This is a genomic window from Collimonas fungivorans Ter331, assembly GCF_000221045.1.
GTDB lineage: Bacteria > Pseudomonadota > Gammaproteobacteria > Burkholderiales > Burkholderiaceae_D > Collimonas > Collimonas fungivorans_A.
In genome coordinates this window covers 4,852,616-4,870,900 of record NC_015856.1, presented here as the reverse complement: position 1 = coordinate 4,870,900, position 18,285 = coordinate 4,852,616, and the positions used below count along the sequence as shown (strand labels likewise).

At 58.5% G+C, this 18,285-nt stretch carries 17 protein-coding genes; 15 read left to right on the top strand and 2 right to left on the bottom strand.

Annotated elements, in window-relative coordinates; genetic code table 11:
• Both CFU_RS21665 and CFU_RS21660 read right to left on the bottom strand, forming a co-directional pair.
• Positions 1-243, bottom strand: coding sequence for an accessory factor UbiK family protein (locus CFU_RS21665; protein WP_041743774.1), 243 nt, complete (start codon positions 241-243; stop codon positions 1-3).
• 110 nt (positions 244-353) lie between these two features.
• Complete coding sequence (locus CFU_RS21660; RefSeq protein ID WP_014008137.1) at positions 354-863, bottom strand: GNAT family N-acetyltransferase; 510 nt, start codon at positions 861-863, stop codon at positions 354-356.
• 401 nt (positions 864-1,264) lie between these two features.
• Between CFU_RS21660 and CFU_RS21655 the strand changes: the two genes are divergently transcribed.
• From CFU_RS21655 to CFU_RS21585, 15 genes are all read left to right on the top strand, one after another.
• Entirely contained in the window at positions 1,265-2,038 is a 774-nt protein-coding gene (locus tag CFU_RS21655; protein WP_014008136.1) for a TorF family putative porin, read from the top strand.
• 67 nt (positions 2,039-2,105) lie between these two features.
• On the top strand, positions 2,106-2,444 hold the full coding sequence (locus CFU_RS21650) for a P-II family nitrogen regulator (RefSeq protein WP_014008135.1): 339 nt from the start codon (positions 2,106-2,108) through the stop codon (positions 2,442-2,444).
• A 13-nt stretch (positions 2,445-2,457) separates the two neighbouring features.
• Positions 2,458-4,011, top strand: a complete 1,554-nt coding sequence (locus CFU_RS21645; protein WP_041742654.1) for an ammonium transporter — start codon at positions 2,458-2,460, stop codon at positions 4,009-4,011.
• A gap of 139 nt (positions 4,012-4,150) precedes the next feature.
• On the top strand, positions 4,151-4,699 hold the full coding sequence (locus CFU_RS21640) for a GNAT family N-acetyltransferase (protein WP_238531359.1): 549 nt from the start codon (positions 4,151-4,153) through the stop codon (positions 4,697-4,699).
• A 304-nt stretch (positions 4,700-5,003) separates the two neighbouring features.
• Positions 5,004-6,302 (top strand): glutamate--cysteine ligase, encoded by a 1,299-nt coding sequence (gene gshA / locus CFU_RS21635; RefSeq protein ID WP_014008132.1) that lies wholly within the window; start codon positions 5,004-5,006, stop codon positions 6,300-6,302.
• Positions 6,303-6,333: 31 nt separating this feature from the next.
• Positions 6,334-7,272 (top strand): glutathione synthase, encoded by a 939-nt coding sequence (gene gshB, locus CFU_RS21630; protein WP_014008131.1) that lies wholly within the window; start codon positions 6,334-6,336, stop codon positions 7,270-7,272.
• A 112-nt stretch (positions 7,273-7,384) separates the two neighbouring features.
• Complete coding sequence (locus tag CFU_RS21625; RefSeq protein ID WP_014008130.1) at positions 7,385-7,789, top strand: PTS sugar transporter subunit IIA; 405 nt, start codon at positions 7,385-7,387, stop codon at positions 7,787-7,789.
• A 55-nt stretch (positions 7,790-7,844) separates the two neighbouring features.
• Positions 7,845-8,114 (top strand): HPr family phosphocarrier protein, encoded by a 270-nt coding sequence (locus CFU_RS21620; RefSeq protein ID WP_041742652.1) that lies wholly within the window; start codon positions 7,845-7,847, stop codon positions 8,112-8,114.
• A gap of 157 nt (positions 8,115-8,271) precedes the next feature.
• A complete protein-coding gene (gene ptsP, locus CFU_RS21615) occupies positions 8,272-10,029 on the top strand; it encodes a phosphoenolpyruvate--protein phosphotransferase (RefSeq protein ID WP_041743772.1) in 1,758 nt (585 codons plus the stop codon).
• Between the two features lie 226 nt (positions 10,030-10,255).
• On the top strand, positions 10,256-11,434 hold the full coding sequence (gene metX / locus CFU_RS21610; RefSeq protein ID WP_050808679.1) for a homoserine O-succinyltransferase MetX: 1,179 nt from the start codon (positions 10,256-10,258) through the stop codon (positions 11,432-11,434).
• Positions 11,424-12,026, top strand: coding sequence for a methionine biosynthesis protein MetW (gene metW, locus CFU_RS21605; protein WP_014008126.1), 603 nt, complete (start codon positions 11,424-11,426; stop codon positions 12,024-12,026). Before metX ends, metW begins: the two co-directional genes overlap by 11 nt.
• A gap of 64 nt (positions 12,027-12,090) precedes the next feature.
• On the top strand, positions 12,091-13,347 hold the full coding sequence (locus CFU_RS21600; protein ID WP_014008125.1) for an AmpG family muropeptide MFS transporter: 1,257 nt from the start codon (positions 12,091-12,093) through the stop codon (positions 13,345-13,347).
• Between the two features lie 154 nt (positions 13,348-13,501).
• Positions 13,502-15,424 (top strand): PrkA family serine protein kinase, encoded by a 1,923-nt coding sequence (locus CFU_RS21595; RefSeq protein WP_014008124.1) that lies wholly within the window; start codon positions 13,502-13,504, stop codon positions 15,422-15,424.
• Between the two features lie 57 nt (positions 15,425-15,481).
• Positions 15,482-16,747, top strand: coding sequence for a YeaH/YhbH family protein (locus CFU_RS21590; protein WP_014008123.1), 1,266 nt, complete (start codon positions 15,482-15,484; stop codon positions 16,745-16,747).
• On the top strand, positions 16,744-18,273 hold the full coding sequence (locus CFU_RS21585) for a SpoVR family protein (protein WP_014008122.1): 1,530 nt from the start codon (positions 16,744-16,746) through the stop codon (positions 18,271-18,273). Before CFU_RS21590 ends, CFU_RS21585 begins: the two co-directional genes overlap by 4 nt.
• Positions 18,274-18,285 lie beyond the last annotated feature (12 nt).

Here is an 18,285-nt window from a genome sequence, read left to right as displayed (position 1 = left end):
TCAAGGCTGCTTCAGCTGCGCCTCAAGCTCGGTAACGCGAGCTTCAAGCGCTTCGAGTTTGGCGCGGGTGCTTGCCAGCACCTGGGCTTGCACGTCGAATTCTTCACGTGTGACCAGGTCCAGCTTGGAGAAACCCTGGCCCAGCATGGCCTTGACGTTTTTCTCGATATCCTTGGCGGGAGAGTTTTCGATGGCCTGGTTGATCTTGGCTTGGATGTCGTCAAAAAAGTTGGGTTTGTTCATGATCGGCCCTTCGAGGTAAATAAGAAAAATGATAACCGATACAGGCAAACCCGACATCGGAATTCTGATCCGGAAGGGCGGTTTAAGTCATTACTGCCTTGCTTCTCTCATCAAGTGATTTGCTTTCGATACTGTACGAAACCGGAACGTTGCGCGATGCGGTCGTACAGCTGCATGGCGGTGCTGTTGGTTTCGTGCGTCAGCCAGTGCACGCGGGTGCCGCCAGCCGCCTTGGCTTGCGCATACACATGCTCGATCAGCAGGCGGCCGACGCCGGCGCCGCGCTGTTGCGGTGAAACGTACAGGTCTTGCAGGTAGCAGGAATCTTCCACTGTCCAGCAGGAGCGGTGAAAAATCCAGTGGACCAGGCCGACTGCCTTGCCATCCGCCATCGCCAGCGCGCCGAATGTTGGCTCCTTGGGATCGAGCAGGCGCTGCCAGGTCACCAGGCGCGTAGCTTGCGGGATATCGACTTCATAAAAATCCTGGTAACCCTGCCATTGCCCCTGCCAGGCGGCGAAATCCTGCTCGCTGAGCGGCTTGATCTGAATTGATGTGTATTGTGTAGATGCCAAGATAACCTCCTGTGGAACGGCGTGGCGATGGATGCAAAGCGGCATCTATCTTGCGCTACAAGCTGGTGTTACGAAAGGTCCAAGATTGGCTATATTCATAGGTCCACTGCGAAGCGACCAAGCGCTTACCCGGCATGTCCTTGCAACAAGTCTCAACCGGATCTGTAGCTGACTACAGGCTGTCATGTAGTTTCTTATTTGGGTTTTCGCACCAAAACGAGGCTTCCTTAAAGCCAAGTCCCATTGTGGTGCATTTTCTTGCCGATATTTTTGTGCACGTACATCCCTTGATTAACAATCAGCAAAAGCAGTGGGTAAAACGCCCCACAAGGGGCGCCGGCTATCGAAAAAACGGCAATTGGCACAGTTGGCATGGGTTCTGCTATGGAAAGTCCGAGGAGTACTGATTTAGCGGTTTTTCATTCAACATACCAACAGGGACATCCATGAAAAAGCTGATTTTAGCCGCAACAATAGCAGCAAGTTTCTCCGCAGGTCTCGCCCATGCCGAAGACGCCAAGCCGGATAACGAGATCAGCTACAACATAGGCGCGGTCAACGACTACCGCTTCCGCGGCATCTCGCAAACGCGCCTGGACCCGGCGATACAGGGCGGCGCGGACTACACCAATAACCCGACCGGGCTGTATGCGGGGACCTGGCTATCCAACATCAAGTGGATCAAGGATGCGGTCGACACCGCCAACACCGGCACCGGCGGCAAGGGTTCGATTGAATGGGACATCTACGCCGGCAAGCGCGGCGAACTGCCGGGCGGGTTCACGTATGACGTCGGCGGCCTGTATTACTACTACCCGACCAACAACTATAGCCAGATCGGCCGCAACGCCAATACCTTCGAACTGTACGGGCAGCTCGGCTATGGTCCGGCCTATTTCAAGTACTCACATGCACTGACCAACCTGTTCGGCACGGTCGACAGCAAGGGCAGCGCTTACTACGATGCAGGCGCCAATATCGACGTCGGCGCGGGCGTCACGCTGGGACTGCACGTTGGCCACCAGACTGTGGAACACGCCAGCTTTTACAGTTACACCGACTGGAAAATCGGCGCGACCAAGACCTTCGAGCAGTTGGCAGGCGTGACTTTGGGGCTGGCTTATGTCGGCACCAACGCCAAGGACAACGCGTATGTCAGCCCGGGCGGCAAGAACCTGGGCCGCGACGGGGTAGTGTTTTCGGTAGCGAAGACTTTCTGATCAACCCGCAACTGGACAGCAGCAACGCGGCGCCGGGCGCCGCTCCACCAAACAACACGAGGCCGACATGAAACTGATTACAGCAATCATCAAACCATTCAAGCTCGACGAGGTGCGCGAAGCGCTTTCGGCGATTGGCGTACAAGGCATTACCGTGACCGAGGTCAAGGGTTTCGGGCGCCAGAAAGGGCATACTGAGCTGTACCGCGGCGCCGAGTACGTGGTCGACTTCTTGCCAAAGACAAAAATCGAAGCGGCGGTGGACGACAGCATCCTGGAGCAGGCGGTAGAAGCGATTGAAAACGCAGCCCGCACCGGCAAGATCGGCGACGGCAAGATTTTTGTATTTGATCTGCAGGAAGTTATTCGTATTCGTACCGGTGAAACCGGCAAAGATGCAATCTAAGGGGATAAAAAATATGAACATCAAAAGTACGTTTGCTACGATTTTGGCGGCTTGCACGCTGATCGCGGCTACTTCCATGTTGCCGGCGTCAGCCGCCGACGAGCCATCAGCAAGTGCTAGCGCCAGCGTAGCAGCAGCCAGCGCCGACGCCCCAGCTGCTGCGTCTGCAGCAGTTGCCGCGGCGCCAGCCGCTTCAGCGCCGGCCGCAGCCGCACCGGCTGCCAGCGCTCCTGCCGCCGCCGCGCCGGCCGCGCCGGTGCCGAACAAGGGCGATACCGCCTGGTTGCTGGTATGTACCGCGTTCGTGATCCTGATGACATTGCCGGGCCTGGGCCTGTTCTACGGCGGCCTGGTGCGCAGCAAGAACATGCTGTCGGTGCTGATGCAGTGTTTCACCGTGTTCTCGCTGATCATTGTGCTGTGGATACTCTACGGCTACAGCATCGCGTTCACCGAAGGCAATGCGTTCTTCGGGGGTTTCAGCCGCCTGTTCTTGCATGGCATGACGCCGGATTCCGCCGCCGCCACGTTCAGCAAAGGCGTTGTGGTGCCTGAGTTTGCCTATGTGGTGTTCCAGGGCGCGTTTGCCGCAATTACCTGCGCCTTGATCATCGGTGCTTTCGCCGAGCGCGCCAAGTTCTCCGCGATCCTAGTGTTCACCGTCTTGTGGTTCACTTTCGCCTATCTGCCGATGGCGCATATGGTCTGGTTCTGGCCTGGTCCGGATGGCTTCACCGACGCTGCCGCTGCAGAAAAACTGACCGCTACCGGCGGCTGGCTGTTCCAGAAGGGCGCGCTCGATTTCGCCGGCGGCACCGTCGTGCATATCAATGCCGCTATCGCCGGCCTGGTCGGTTCGTACGTGATCGGCAAGCGCGTCGGTTTCGGCAAGGAAGCGTTCAAGCCGCATAGCCTGACCCTGACCATGGTCGGCGCCTCGCTGCTGTGGTTCGGCTGGTTCGGTTTCAACGCCGGCTCCGCACTGGAAGCCAACGGCAGCGCCGCACTGGCTTTCATCAATACCTTGCTGGCGACTGCCGCTGCGGTATTGAGCTGGAGCGCCGGTGAATGGATCGGCAAGGGCAAGCCTTCCATGCTGGGCGGCGCTTCGGGTGCTGTCGCAGGCCTGGTGGCGATTACGCCTGCCGCCGGTTTTGTCGGCCCGATGGGCGCGCTGATCATGGGCTTGCTGGCAGGTTTCGTCTGCCTGTGGGGCGTCACCGGCCTGAAACGCTTGCTGGGTGCGGACGATGCGCTGGACGTGTTTGGCGTGCATGGCGTCGGCGGCATCATGGGTGCGCTGCTCACTGGCGTGTTCGCTGCGCCTAGCCTCGGCGGTACTGGCATTTATGACTACGTCACCAATGCAGTCCTGCCAGACTATTCGATCCCGGGCCAGCTGTGGATCCAGTTCGAAGGCGTGCTGACCACGCTGGTCTGGTCAGGCGTGGTTTCGCTGATCGCATTCAAGCTGGTCGACATCGTCATGGGCTTGCGCGTGACCGAAGAAGAAGAACGCGAAGGCCTGGATATCTCCAGCCATGGCGAATCTGCGTATCACGACTAAGCATAATTAAGCACGACTAAGTCTTGCCTGAGCGTGCCGGATAGCTGCTGCATTGGCTGTCCGGCGCGATGTTCGATGTAATCCCAGGCATGCCCTGGGATTTTGTTTTTTTGCCGCTGCCGTTTCAGGAGATTTCAGCTTGGACCCGACCATCACCCCGCAACGCCTGACCGCATGCACGGTTGAAGACGTCAAGGCGAACCAGTTCGACCAGGTGGTGGGCCCGCTCACCGATATCCTGATGGCTTGCGTGGAGCAGGGCGCCAGCATCGGATTCCTGGAAACGCCGAATGCCGAAGATGCCTTCTCATTCTGGTACGGCGTCAGCGGCTCGCTGGTGAGCGGCGGCCGGCGCTTGCTGGTGGCGCGTTTTGGCGGCCAGATCGTCGGCACCGTACAGCTGGTGCTGGCGGCGCCGGCCAACGGCCGTCACCGGGCCGAGATTTCCAAGCTGCTGGTGCATCCCGACGTGCGGCGCAAAGGCGTCGCCCGCGTACTGATGCAACAGAGCGAAGCGATTGCGCGCGCCGACGGCCGCTCCCTGCTGTTCCTGGAGACGCGCACCGGCGATGCGGCGGAATCCTTGTGCAACACGCTGGGATTTGAACTGGCAGGCATCGTTCCCGCCTATGCCCGTTCGACCACGGGCAAGCTGAGCGACAGCAGCTTCATGTACAAACGGATCTGATACTTGCGGGAGCAGGGCCGGATATGATGCTAATATGATATGTTTTGGAAGCGCCTGAAGGCGCTTTTTTTGTTTTTCCGGGACTTTAAAAATCCGTGACCGGCCCGATGTAAACTTGGCTCATGGACGCGCTTGCCGGAGCATCGCCATGGAGGGCACCCCGGCGGTTTCTCACCGGTTAAGCGGCGAAATAATGCATTTCCCGTTAGAATCTGCGTCTCTTGCCTGTCATGGGAGTCCTGAAAGACATTCCTGCCACAGGCACGCGTAAGTTTGCTGCATAGTTCCCAAAAGAAAGTTTTATATGGTTCCCCACCTTGTCACCGCCCTGAACGGCCCTTTGCTCGATCTGGAAAAGAAAATCCTCGCAGCCACGCCGGCTATCGAGCGCTGGTTCCGGATGGAATGGCAAGAACACACGCCGCCGTTCTATTGTTCGGTCGACCTGCGCAATTCAGGCTACAAGCTGGCTCCGGTGGACACCAACCTGTTTCCGGGCGGATTCAGCAATCTGTCGCCCGAGATGCTGCCGCTGGCGATACAGGCGGCCATGGCGGCCATCGAAAAGTATTGTCCGGACGCCAAAAACCTGCTGCTGCTGCCGGAGCTGAACACACGCAATACTTTCTATTTGCAGAACGTAGCGCGCCTGATGCAGATTTTCCGCCAGACCGGTTTGCATGTGCGGCTGGGTACGCTCGATGAAAGCGTGAAAGAATCGCAGACGATCGAATTGCCGGACGGCAGCACCATCACGCTGGAGCCGCTGGAGCGCTCCGCCAACGGCCGCCGCCTGGGTTTGAAGAATTTCGACCCCTGCACCATCTTGCTGAATAACGATCTGTCTTCCGGCACGCCGTCGATACTGGAGCACCTGAACGAGCAGAATGTGTTGCCGCCGCTGCACGCCGGCTGGACCGTGCGCCGCAAGAGCAACCATTTCACGGCTTACGACGAGGTGGTCAAGAAATTCTCGAAGCTGGTGGATGTCGATCCGTGGATGCTGAATCCGTTTTTCGCCAAGGTCGACCAGGTCGACTTCCAGGCGGTGGACGGTGACGACAAGCTGGCCGCCAGCGTCAGCTCGCTGCTGGCCAAGATACGCAAGAAATACAAGGAATACGGCATCACCGAAAAGCCGTTCGTGATCGTCAAGGCCGACGCCGGCACCGACGGCATGGGCGTGATGAGCGTGACCGACGTCAGCCAGATCAAGGACCTGAGCCGCAAGCAGCGCGAGAAGCTGTCGCTGGGCAAGGCCGGCGGCGAAATCCACGACCTGATCATCCAGGAAGGCGTGCATACTTTCGAGCATATCAACGACGCGGTGGCGGAACCGGTGGTGTACATGATCGACCGTTATGTGGTCGGCGGTTTCTACCGGGTGCACGCCGAGCGCGGCATCAACGAAAACCTGAACGCGCCGGGCGCCCACTTTGTGCCACTGGCGTTTGCCCAGCAGCATGCGCTGCCGGACATGCTGGCCAAACCCGGTACTACTGCGCCGAACCGCTTCTATATGTATGGCGTGGTAGCGCGCCTCGGGTTGCTGGCGGCCTCGCTGGAAATGGAAAAGACTGATCCGAATCCGGAAGAATATTAATACGCTGTCCTGACAACCATAGGGCCTGAAAATGAAAATTGCTTTCCTTGCCGATCCGCTCGATACCTTCAAGACGTATAAGGATTCGACTTACGCCATGATGGTGGAAGCCGTCAAGCGCGGCCATACCATCTATGCGTTCGAGCAAAAGGACATGGCGCTGGAAAGCGGGATCGTCACCGCCAACGTGATCCGCGTCAGCCTGACCGGGGACGACAAGGACTGGTATAGGGCCAGCGCGCCGTCGGCCATGTTCCTGTCGGAGTTCGATGCGATCCTGCTACGCAAGGACCCGCCTTTCGACATGGAATACATCTACACCACCTATCTGCTGGAATTGGCGGAAACACAAGGTGCGCGGGTATTCAACAAACCGCAGGCAATCCGCGACCACAATGAAAAGCTGGCGATTGCCCAATTCTCCAAATACACCTCGCCGACCCTGGTGACGCGCGATGCGGCGCGCCTGCGCGCCTTCCACGCGGAACACCAGGACGTGATCCTGAAGCCGCTCGACGGCATGGGCGGCGCCGGCATTTTCAGGGTGCGGCAAGACGGCCTGAACCTGGGCTCTATCATCGAAACCCTGACCGACAACGGCCACCGCACCATCATGATCCAGCGTTTCATCCCGGAAATAGTCGCCGGCGACAAGCGCGTATTGGTAATTGGCGGTAAAGTCGTGCCCTATTCGCTGGCGCGGATCCCCCAGGGCAGCGAAGTGCGCGGCAACCTGGCGGCCGGCGGCATCGGCGTCGCCCAGCCGCTGACGGCGCGCGACCGCGAAATCGGCGAAGCACTTGGGCCGGTGTTATCACAGCGTGGCCTGTTGCTGGTAGGATTAGATGTGATTGGCGATTATCTGACCGAAGTCAATGTCACTAGCCCGACTTGCTTTCAGGAAATTAAGCAACAGGCCGGTTTTGATGTTGCCGAGATGTTCATCGATGCGCTGGAAGCGGCGCTGTAACTTATTTTGTTGTTCTGGTCACTGGCAGCCGAAGCTGCGGACCAGGACGGTCGTTGCTGTAAAACCGTTGTAAACCGGGACGAATCCGCAAGCCGGATTTGAAATTGAAACTATGATCGGCATTCTCCTTTTAACCCACGCCCCTCTGGGCCAGGCATTCATCGCAGCTGCCTCTCACGTGTTTCGTCAGATGCCGGAGCGGCTTGAAGCAATCGATGTGGTCGCCGACCAGAATCCCGTCGAAGTACAGAAACTGGCCAAGCAGGCCGCGGCGCGCCTGGACGATGGTTCGGGGGTGCTGGTGATTACCGACGTCATGGGCGGTACGCCATCCAATTGCACGCTGCCGTTTTGCACCGGCAACCAGACCCAGGTGATTGCCGGCATCAGCCTGCCGATGCTGCTGCGCGCCTTGACCTATCGCAACGATACGCTCGACGTGGTGACTGAAATGGCGCTGGCGGGCGGCCAGGGCGGAGCGGTCAGGGTCGATAGCCGGGTGCGCGTGGCGCATTAGATGATTGTCTGCCGGGCCGGGTCTTTCAATAAATCCAATATTAGATAAAAGACAAATGATTCAACAAGAAATCGAAATCATCAATAAACTCGGCCTGCACGCTCGCGCGTCAGCCAAATTTACGCAACTGGCAAGCAAATTCAAAAGTGAAGTCTGGATGACCCGCAACAAGCGCCGCGTCAACGCCAAGTCGATCATGGGCGTGATGATGCTGGCGGCCGGCAAGGGCAGCACGATATTGCTGGAAGCCGAGGGCGAAGATGAGAAGACCTGCTTTGATGCCTTATATCAGTTGATTCAAGACAAGTTCGGCGAAGGGGAATGATCCTGATTTGTGACCGTACACGCCGAGACGCGTGTCCGGACACTGCCCAATTATTTTTTGCAATTTAATTGCAACCTGCGCGTTTTATCTATCTAGTCAGTTGGGAGCGGAGTGGCTGTCGGACTCTGTCCCGCAATGTATAAAATTGGGCGACCAGATGGCATCTTTCACCTTACATGGCATTCCGGTTTCACGCGGCATCGCGATCGGCCGCGCCCATCTGCTGGCGCCGGCGGCGATGGACGTCAAGCACTACCTGATCGGCGAAACCGAGGTCGAAGCCGAAGTCCAGCGCCTGCAGAGCGCCGTCACCAGGGTGCGCACCGAACTGCAGACCATACGCGCCGACCTGCCGAAAGAATCGCCGCCCGAGCTGGGCGCCTTTGTCGACGTCCACCTGCTGATCCTGTCGGACCCGATGCTGGCCGAAATGTCGCTCGATATCATCCGCAATCGCCAATATAACGCCGAGTGGGCGCTGGTGACCCAGATCGACGAGCTGTCGGCGCAATTCGACGAAATCGAAGACACCTACCTGCGTGAGCGCAAGATGGACGTGCTGCAGGTGGGCGAGCGCCTGCTGAAAGTGCTGACCGGCACTTCCACCCGGCTGCCGGAAGTCGACAGCGACGGCGCTTCGTTCGCCAATATCGTGGTGGTGGCGTACGACATTTCCCCGGCCGACATGCTGCAATTTCGCGACCGCGCCTTCGCCGGTTTCGTCACCGACCTCGGCGGCCAGAATTCGCATACCGCGATCGTGGCGCGCAGCCTGGATATCCCGGCCGCAGTCGGCATGAACAACGCTTCGCGCCTGATCAAGCAGGATGACTGGATCATCATCGACGGCGATGCCGGCGTCGTGATTGTCGACCCGGCAACAGTGATACTCAAACAATATCGAGAACGGCAGGCGCACCTGCTGCGTTCGCGCAGAAAACTCGGCAAGATCAAGAAGACCCGCGCGGTGACCCTGGACGGCACTGAAATCAGCCTGCTGGCCAACATCGAACTGCCCAGCGATTGTGCAGCGGCGATGGATGCCGGCGCCAGCGGCGTCGGTCTGTTCCGTTCGGAATTCCTGTTCATGGGCCGTATCGGCCCCCAGCACGAGCTGCCGACCGAGGATGAGCAGTTCGAATCCTACCGCCAGGCGGTGACGGCGATGAAGGGCCGGCCGGTGACCATCCGCACGCTCGATGTCGGCGCCGACAAGCCGATCAATACCGAGGAGCAGACCGCGCTCAACCCGGCGCTGGGCTTGCGCGCGATCCGTTACTGCCTGGCCGAGCCGCAGCTGTTCCTGACGCAGTTGCGGGCGATCCTGCGCGCTTCAGCCTTCGGCAAGGTCAAGCTGCTGATCCCGATGCTGGCGCACGCTTTCGAAATCGACCAGACCCTGGCCATGATCGGCCAAGCCAAGCAGCAGCTGCGCGATGAAGGCGTGGCCTTCGACGAATCGATCCAGACCGGCGCCATGATAGAAATTCCGGCAGCGGCGCTGGCCTTGCCGATGTTCATCAAGCGCATGGATTTCCTGTCGATCGGCACCAACGACCTGATCCAGTACACGCTGGCGATCGACCGCGTCGACCACGAAGTGGCGCATTTGTACAATCCGCTGCACCCGGCGGTGCTGTTCTTGCTGTCGACCGTGATTGCCCTGGGGCGCAAGGCCGGCATTCCGGTCTCGGTATGCGGCGAAATGGCGGGCGACGTCAAATTCACGCGTTTGCTGCTGGGCATGGGGCTGCTGGAGTTTTCCATGCATCCGGCGCAACTGCTGGCGGTGAAGCAGGAAGTGCTGAACAGCGACCTGGACGAACTGACGCTGCAAACCAGGAAAATCCTGCGCAATACCGAGCCGAGCGCAATTGCTGCCGCAGTCAGCCAGATGCGCATGACCGTCGCCTGATATATACAGTTCCGGTTTGACGCCAGGCCCCGACTTGGTTATTCTTGGCTATCGCGCCGATTTGAATGGTCTTACCACCTCAGCTTGCGGGCGCGCGGCAGCATCCGGTCACTGGACCAGGCGCTGCCAAATAAATACGGCTAAAGCGAGCTTGAAGTACAAGCCCAGAATTTAGCCCGATTAGCGAAAGCTCTCGGGCTTTTTTTATTGTTATTAGGTCCTTACCATGTCCCTCGGAATAGTTGCCCCGCAGTCCATGCATTTCGCGACGCCGCTGCAGCTGCAAAGCGGCGCGCTGCTGGCGGATTACACACTGGTGTACGAAACCTACGGTAGCCTCAACGCCGACAAGTCGAATGCGGTGCTGGTGTGCCACGCCCTGAACGCCTCGCACCACGTCGCCGGCGTGTACCAGGACGACGAAAAGAATGTCGGCTGGTGGGACAACATGGTGGGGCCGGGCAAGGCGCTCGACACCAACAAGTTCTTCGTCATCGGCGTCAACAACCTCGGTTCCTGTTTCGGCTCGACCGGCCCCATGCACCTCAACGCCGCCACCGGCAAACCGTATGGCGCCGACTTCCCGGTCGTGACCGTGGAAGACTGGGTGCAAGCGCAGGCACGCCTGGCCGATGCGCTCGGCATCGTCCAGTTCGCCGCCGTCATGGGCGGTTCGCTGGGCGGCATGCAGGCGCTGGCCTGGAGCCTGTTGTATCCGACCCGCCTGCGCCATTGCGTGGTGATCGCCTCGACGCCCAAACTGTCGGCGCAAAACATCGCGTTCAACGACGTCGCGCGCCAGGCCATCCTGACCGACCCCGGTTTCCATGGCGGCGACTATTACGCCCATGGCGTGGTGCCGAAGAACGGCTTGCGGGTAGCGCGCATGGTGGGCCATATCACTTATCTGTCGGACGACGACATGGCCGAGAAATTCGGCCGCGACCTGCGTTCCGGCGCCTACCAGTTCGGTTTCGGCATCGATTTCGAAATCGAATCCTACCTGCGCTACCAGGGCGACAAATTTTCCGAATACTTTGACGCCAACACCTACCTGCTGATCACCAAGGCCCTCGATTATTTCGACCCGGCCAAGGAATACGACGGCGACCTGACCCGCGCCCTGAGCAAGACCGAGGCGCAGTTCCTGCTGGTCTCGTTCATGACCGACTGGCGCTTTTCGCCGGAACGCAGCCGTGAAATGGTGCAGGCGCTGGTCAACAACAAGCGCCGCGTCAGTTATGCAGAGATCGATGCGCCGCACGGCCACGACGCCTTTTTGCTGGACGACCCGCGTTACATGAGCGTGGTGGGCGAATATTACAACCGCATCTGGCAGGAGCTGGAACAGCCGGCGGCATCGACAGCAGTGACTGAAGCGGCAGGAGCAGTGCATGAATTTTGATCAATTAAGCAGCTTGCGGCCCGATTTGGCCTTTATCGCGCACTGGGTGCGCGGCGAGTCGCAGGTGCTCGACCTGGGGTGCGGCGATGGCGTCATGCTCGATTACCTGCAGTCCGACAAGCAATGCGCCGGCTACGGCGTGGAAATCGACGATAGCAAGATCCCGGTCTGCGTGGCGCGCGGCGTTTCGGTGATCCAGCAGGACATGGAAGCCGGGCTGACGCTGTTTGCCGACAACGCCTTCGACACCGTGCTGTGCCTGTCGGCGCTGCAAATGATGAAAAATGTTGAAGGAGTATTACGTGACATCGCCCGGGTCGGGCGCGAAGCGATCGTTTCCTTCCCCAATTTTGCTTACTGGCCGCACCGGGTAGCGCTGCTGCGCGGCCGTATGCCGGTGTCCAAGTCGCTGCCGTACGAATGGTACGACACGCCCAACCTGCGCTGCGCCACCATCAAGGATTTTGAAGAGCTGGCCAATGAAGTCGGCCTGGAGGTACTCGAATGCGTCGCCTTGCATGATGGCCAGCCGATATCGGTGCTGCCAAACTGGCGTGGTAGTCTTGCGGTATTCCGTTTCCGAAAAAAATAAGGAAACCGGCGCCAGGCTGCGGCCCGGCGCCGGATCCTAAACTCCCGCCGCCGCAGGCGCATCCATGACATCAGATTCAAATCCCTGGCACCACTACCTCAACCGGCGCATGCTGATCTGCGCCTTCCTCGGCTTCAGTTCCGGCCTGCCGCTGTTTATCCTGCTCAGCCTGCTGCAAGCATGGCTGAGCAAATCCGGCCTGGATGTCAAAGCGCTCGGCCTGTTTGCGCTGGTGATGTTTCCTTACACCTGGAAATTCCTGTGGTCGCCGCTGATGGACCGCTTTCATTTCGGCAAGCTGGGCCGCAGGCGCAGCTGGATGATGCTGACCCAGGCCAGCCTGTTTGTCGCTATCGGCGGCATGGGCATGCTAAATCCGCACACCCAGGTGGCGACGATTGCCTTCATGGCCTCGCTGGTGGCCTTCCTCTCGGCCAGCCAGGACATCGTGATCGACGCCTACCGGCGCGAAATCCTGCCTGACAACGAACAGGGCCTGGGTGCGGCGATCAACGTCAACGCCTACAAGGTAGCCGGCATGGTGCCGGGCGCGCTGTCGCTGTTCCTGGCCGACCATATGAGCTGGCAGGCAGTATTCTGGATTACGGCAGGATTCATGCTGCCGGGCCTGGTCTGCACCCTGATGATCAAGGAACCGGCGGTATACGGCGCGCCGCCGAAGAACCTGCGGCAAGCGGTGGTGCTGCCGTTCCAGGAATTCATTGCCCGCGACGGCTGGCGCAGCGCGTTGTGGGTGCTGGCTTTCATCTTCCTGTACAAGCTGGGCGATAGCATGGCGACCGCGCTTGCTACCCGGTTTTATATCGATCTCGGTTTTTCGTTGACCCAAATCGGCGTCATTTCCAAGACCACCAGCTTGTGGGCCAGCCTGGTCGGCGGCCTGGTCGGCGGCATCTGGATGATGCAGATCGGCATTAACCGCGCCTTGTGGATTTTCGGCGTGGTGCAGGCGGTGACCATCCTCGGTTTTGCCTGGCTGGCCCAGACCGGCCCCGATCCGCTGGTGCTGGCTATCGTGATCGGCGGCGAGGCGTTCGGCGTCGGCCTCGGCACCGCCGCTTTCGTGGCGTATATCGCGCGCACCACCGATCCGCGCTACACGGCGACGCAATATGCCTTGTTTACCAGCCTTGCTGCGGTGCCACGCACCTTTATCAATTCCTCGGTCGGTTACATTGTTGCTGAAACCGGCTGGTTCCATTTTTTCATATTGTGTTTTGTACTGGCGCTGCCGGGGATGTTGATTTTATTCAAGGTCGCGCCTTGGAATGAAAAATCAGAAAACCCTGTTGCATCTTAGAAAAAGGTTTAGAATCAAAATCGTGTAAATCCTCTTCTGGGCCGCATCGAAAAACGAAGCCGGCTGATCAAGGAACTGTGCGTATCTGAAGAGGTCGAAATCGGTAGAAATAATCTTCAATTTGTTTTCGCAACATCGTTGATGCGGGGGTGATATGGATATCTACAGCAGCTTTGCGAGTCGGTTCGACAAAACCAGAGAAGAAGAATTTTCCTTAGAAGAATATCTTGCGCTTTGTAAGACTGATCCCAGCTGTTATGCAACAGCTGGGGAACGCATGCTGATGGCGATAGGCGAACCGCAGCAGGTTGATACAAGGCACGATCCTTCCTTGTCGCGCATCTTTGCCAACAAGGTGCTCAAGGTCTATCCGGCGTTCAAGGAATTCTACGGCGCCGAAGAAGTGATCGAACAGGTGGTCGCTTATTTCCGGCACGCCGCGCAAGGCCTGGAAGAACGCAAGCAGATCCTGTATCTGCTCGGTCCGGTGGGCGGCGGCAAATCGTCGATCGCCGAGCGCCTCAAACAGTTGATGGAGCATGTGCCGTTCTATTCCCTCAAGGGATCGCCGGTCAACGAGTCGCCGCTGGGCTTGTTCGACTACGAAGAAGACGGCGCCATCCTGGAAGAACAGTACGGCATTCCGCGCCGTTACCTGAAATCGATACTGAGTCCGTGGGCCGTCAAGCGCCTGCATGAATTCAACGGCGACATCCGCAAGTTCCGCGTGGTCAAGCGTTATCCCTCGATCCTGCGGCAGATCGCGATTTCCAAGACCGAGCCGGGCGATGAAAACAACCAGGACATCTCCACCCTGGTCGGCAAGGTCGATATCCGCAAGCTGGAACAATATTCGCAGGACGACGCCGACGCCTACAGCTATTCCGGCGGCCTGTGCCTGTCGAACCAGGGTTTGCTGGAATTCGTCGAAATGTTCAAGGCGCCGATCAAGGTGCTGCATCCGTTGCTGACCGCCACCCAGGAAGGCAATTTCAAGGGCACCGAAGGTTTTGGCGCGATCCCGTTCGACGGCATCATCCTGGCCCACTCCAACGAATCGGAATGGAAAGCGTTCCGCAACAATAAAAACAACGAAGCCTTGCTCGATCGTATCTACATCGTCAAGGTGCCGTATTGCCTGCGGGTGTCGGAAGAAATCAAGATCTACGAAAAGCTGATCCGCACTTCGTCGCTGGGCAAGGCAATCTGTGCGCCGGGCACGCTGAAGATGATGGCGCAGTTTTCCATCCTGACGCGCCTGGGCGAGCCGGAGAATTCCAGCATCTTCTCCAAGATGCAGGTATATGACGGCGAGAACCTGAAAGACAGCGATCCGAAAGCCAAATCGTTCCAGGAATATCGCGATTACGCCGGCGTCGATGAAGGCATGACGGGGGTCTCGACCCGCTTCGCCTTCAAGATACTGTCGCGCGTATTCAATTTCGATTCGACCGAAGTCGCGGCCAATCCGGTGCACCTGATGTATGTGCTGGAACAGCAGATCGAGCGTGAACAGTTTCCGCAAGAGATCGAGCAGAAATACCTGTCTTACGTGAAGGATACGCTGGCCACCCGATATGCCGAATTCATCGGCAAGGAAATCCAGACCGCCTATCTCGAATCGTATTCGGAATACGGCCAGAACGTCTTCGATCGTTACGTTACCTACGCCGACTTCTGGATACAGGACCAGGAATTCCGCGACCATGACACCGGTGAAAGCTTTGACCGCGCCGCCTTGAACGGCGAGCTGGAAAAAATCGAAAAACCTGCCGGCATCAGCAATCCCAAGGATTTCCGTAACGAAATCGTCAATTTCGTGCTGCGCGCACGGGTCTCGAACGCCGGCAAGAATCCGCTCTGGACCAGCTATGAAAAGCTGCGCGTGGTGATCGAGAAGAAGATGTTCTCGAATACCGAAGACTTGTTACCGGTTATTTCATTCAACGCCAAAGGTTCGAACGAAGAATTGCGCAAGCATGAAGATTTCGTCAATCGCATGGTCAGCAAGGGTTACACGCCGAAACAGGTGCGCTTGCTGTGCGAATGGTATCTGCGTGTGCGCAAATCGTCGTAAGGTGGGCATTGGGTACGCATCGGATAAGTACAGCGACTCACCCTAGGAGAGCCGACCGTGTTGCATCAGATAATCGACCGTAGACTGTCTGGCAAGAACAAAAGCATTGCCAACCGGGAGCGCTTCCTGCGGCGCTTCCGGGCGGCCATCCATCGCTCGGTCACGGAAGCAGTGCGCGACCGCGGCATCAAGGAAATCGAGAACGCCAAGAGCATCAGCATTCCGCGCAAGGGCATCAGCGAACCGATATTCGGCCACGGTCCCGGCGGCAAGCGCGAAATGGTCCATCCCGGCAACCAGGATTACCTGCAAGGCGACCGCATTGCCCGTCCGGACGGCGGCCAGGGCGGCGGCGGCAGTTCGGCCAGCGACCAGGGCGAAGGCGAAGATGAATTTGTATTCCAGTTGTCGCGTGAAGAATTCATGCAGTATTTCTTCGAAGACCTGGAATTGCCGCGCCTGATCAAGACCAACCTGCTGGCGGTGCCGAGCTGGAAAAACATGCGCGCCGGTTATTCGACCGACGGCTCACCCAACAATATCGATATCGTGCGTTCCCTGCGGAGCTCGCTGGGACGGCGGATCGCGCTCGGTTCGCCGCTGGTGGTCAGGCTGCGCGAGCTGGAACTGCTGATGGAGACGCTCAAGGCCGATCCGCAAGACAGGCGCGAGGAAATCAAGCGCCTGGAAGACGATATCCATCACCTCAAAGGCCGCATCTGGCGCATCCCGTTCATCGATCCGTTCGACCTGCGCTACGTCAACCGGGTCAAGGTGCCGCAACCGTCGAGCCGGGCCGTGATGTTTTGCGTGATGGACGTATCGGGTTCGATGGATGAGCAGCGCAAAGACCTGTCGAAGCGTTTTTTCATCCTGCTTTACCTGTTCCTGACCCGTAACTACGAACATATCGAAGTCGTCTTCATCCGCCATCACACGCGCGCCGACGAGGTCGATGAAGAAACCTTCTTCCATTCCCAGGAAAGCGGCGGCACGGTAGTGTCCAGCGCGCTGGAACTGATGAAGCAGATCATCGACGAGCGTTATCCGCCGGGCGACTGGAATATCTACGGCGCGCAAGCCTCCGACGGCGACAACTGGAATGACGATTCACCGAAATGCCGGCAGCTGCTGGAGCTGGAAATACTGCCGCGCTCGCGTTATTTCGCCTACATCCAGGTTACCGTCGAAGAGCAGAACCTATGGACCGAATATCAGCAGATCGCTGCGGTCAATCCCCAGTTTGCGATGAAAAAAGTGCAGGCTGCCAGCGAGATCTATCCGGTGTTCCGCGAACTGTTTGAAAAGCAGGTGCACTCATGAACGACCGCCTGATCCACCAGCCTTTGCCGTGCCCGTCCGACTGGACTTTCGATCTGATCGAGCTGTACAACGATGAGATTGCCCGCGTCGCCGCCAATTACAAGCTGGATATCTATCCGATCCAGCTGGAAATCATCACCGCCGAACAGATGATGGACGCCTATGCCTCGGCCGGCATGCCGGTGAATTACCGGCACTGGTCGTTCGGCAAGCATTTCCTGATGACCGAACGCGACTACAAGCGCGGGCAGATGGGGCTGGCCTACGAAATCGTCATCAATTCGAATCCCTGCATCGCCTACCTGATGGAAGAAAACACCATGACCATGCAGGCGCTGGTGGTGGCGCATGCGGCGTATGGGCATAATTCTTTTTTCAAGGGCAACTACCTGTTCCAGTTGTGGACCGATGCCCACGCCATCATCGATTACCTGGTCTACGCCAAGGCCTACATCGCCGAATGCGAGGAGCGCTACGGCTTTTCCAAGGTCGAGGAACTGCTGGATTCCTGCCATGCCTTGATGCATTACGGCGTCGACCGCTACAAGCGGCCGCAGAAACTGTCGCTGGAGAAAGAACAGGCGCAGCGGCGCGAGCGGGCCGAATACATGCAGTCGCAGGTCAACGAGTTATGGCGCACCTTGCCGGAGAAAAAGGCGGAAACGGCCGAACAGGTGGAAGGGCGCTTCCCGCCCGAGACGCAGGAAAACCTGCTGTACTTCGCCGAGAAAAATTCGCCGCTGCTGGAATCGTGGGAACGCGAAGTGATCCGCATCGTGCGCAAGGTCGCGCAGTATTTCTACCCGCAGCGCCAGACCCAGGTCATGAACGAAGGCTGGGCCACGTTCTGGCACTACACCATCCTCAACACGCTGTACGACGAGGGCAAGCTGACCGACGGTTTCATGATGGAGTTCCTGCACTCGCACAGCAACGTGGTGTACCAGCCGCCGGTGACCAAATCGTATTACAGCGGCATGAATCCGTATGCGCTGGGTTTCGGCATGATGAGCGACATCCGCCGCATCTGCGAAAAGCCCACCGACGAAGATAGGCAATGGTTTCCCGAGCTGGCCGGAACGCCATGGCTGGAAACCCTGCATTACGCGATGCGCAATTTCAAGGATGAAAGTTTTGTCGCCCAGTACCTGTCGCCGAAACTGATACGCGACATGCGCCTGTTCGCGGTGCTGGACGACGAGAACCGCAGCGAACTGGAAGTCTCCGCGATCCATAACGATGCCGGCTACCAGTACGTGCGGCAGGCCTTGTCGCGGCAATATGACATCAACCACCGCGAACCGAACATCCAGGTGTGGTCGGTCAATACCCGCGGCGACCGCAGCCTGACCCTGCGCCATTTCCGCAGCGACAGCCGGCCGCTGGCAGACGGCACCGATGAAATCCTGCGGCACATGGCGCGCCTGTGGCAGTTCGATGTGTACCTGGAGAGCGTCGACGACAGCGGCAATGTCTTGCAGCGCTATGAGTGTGTCAGCGAAAACAAGTACGTGTTGCGGCCCTAGTTTTAATCCTAT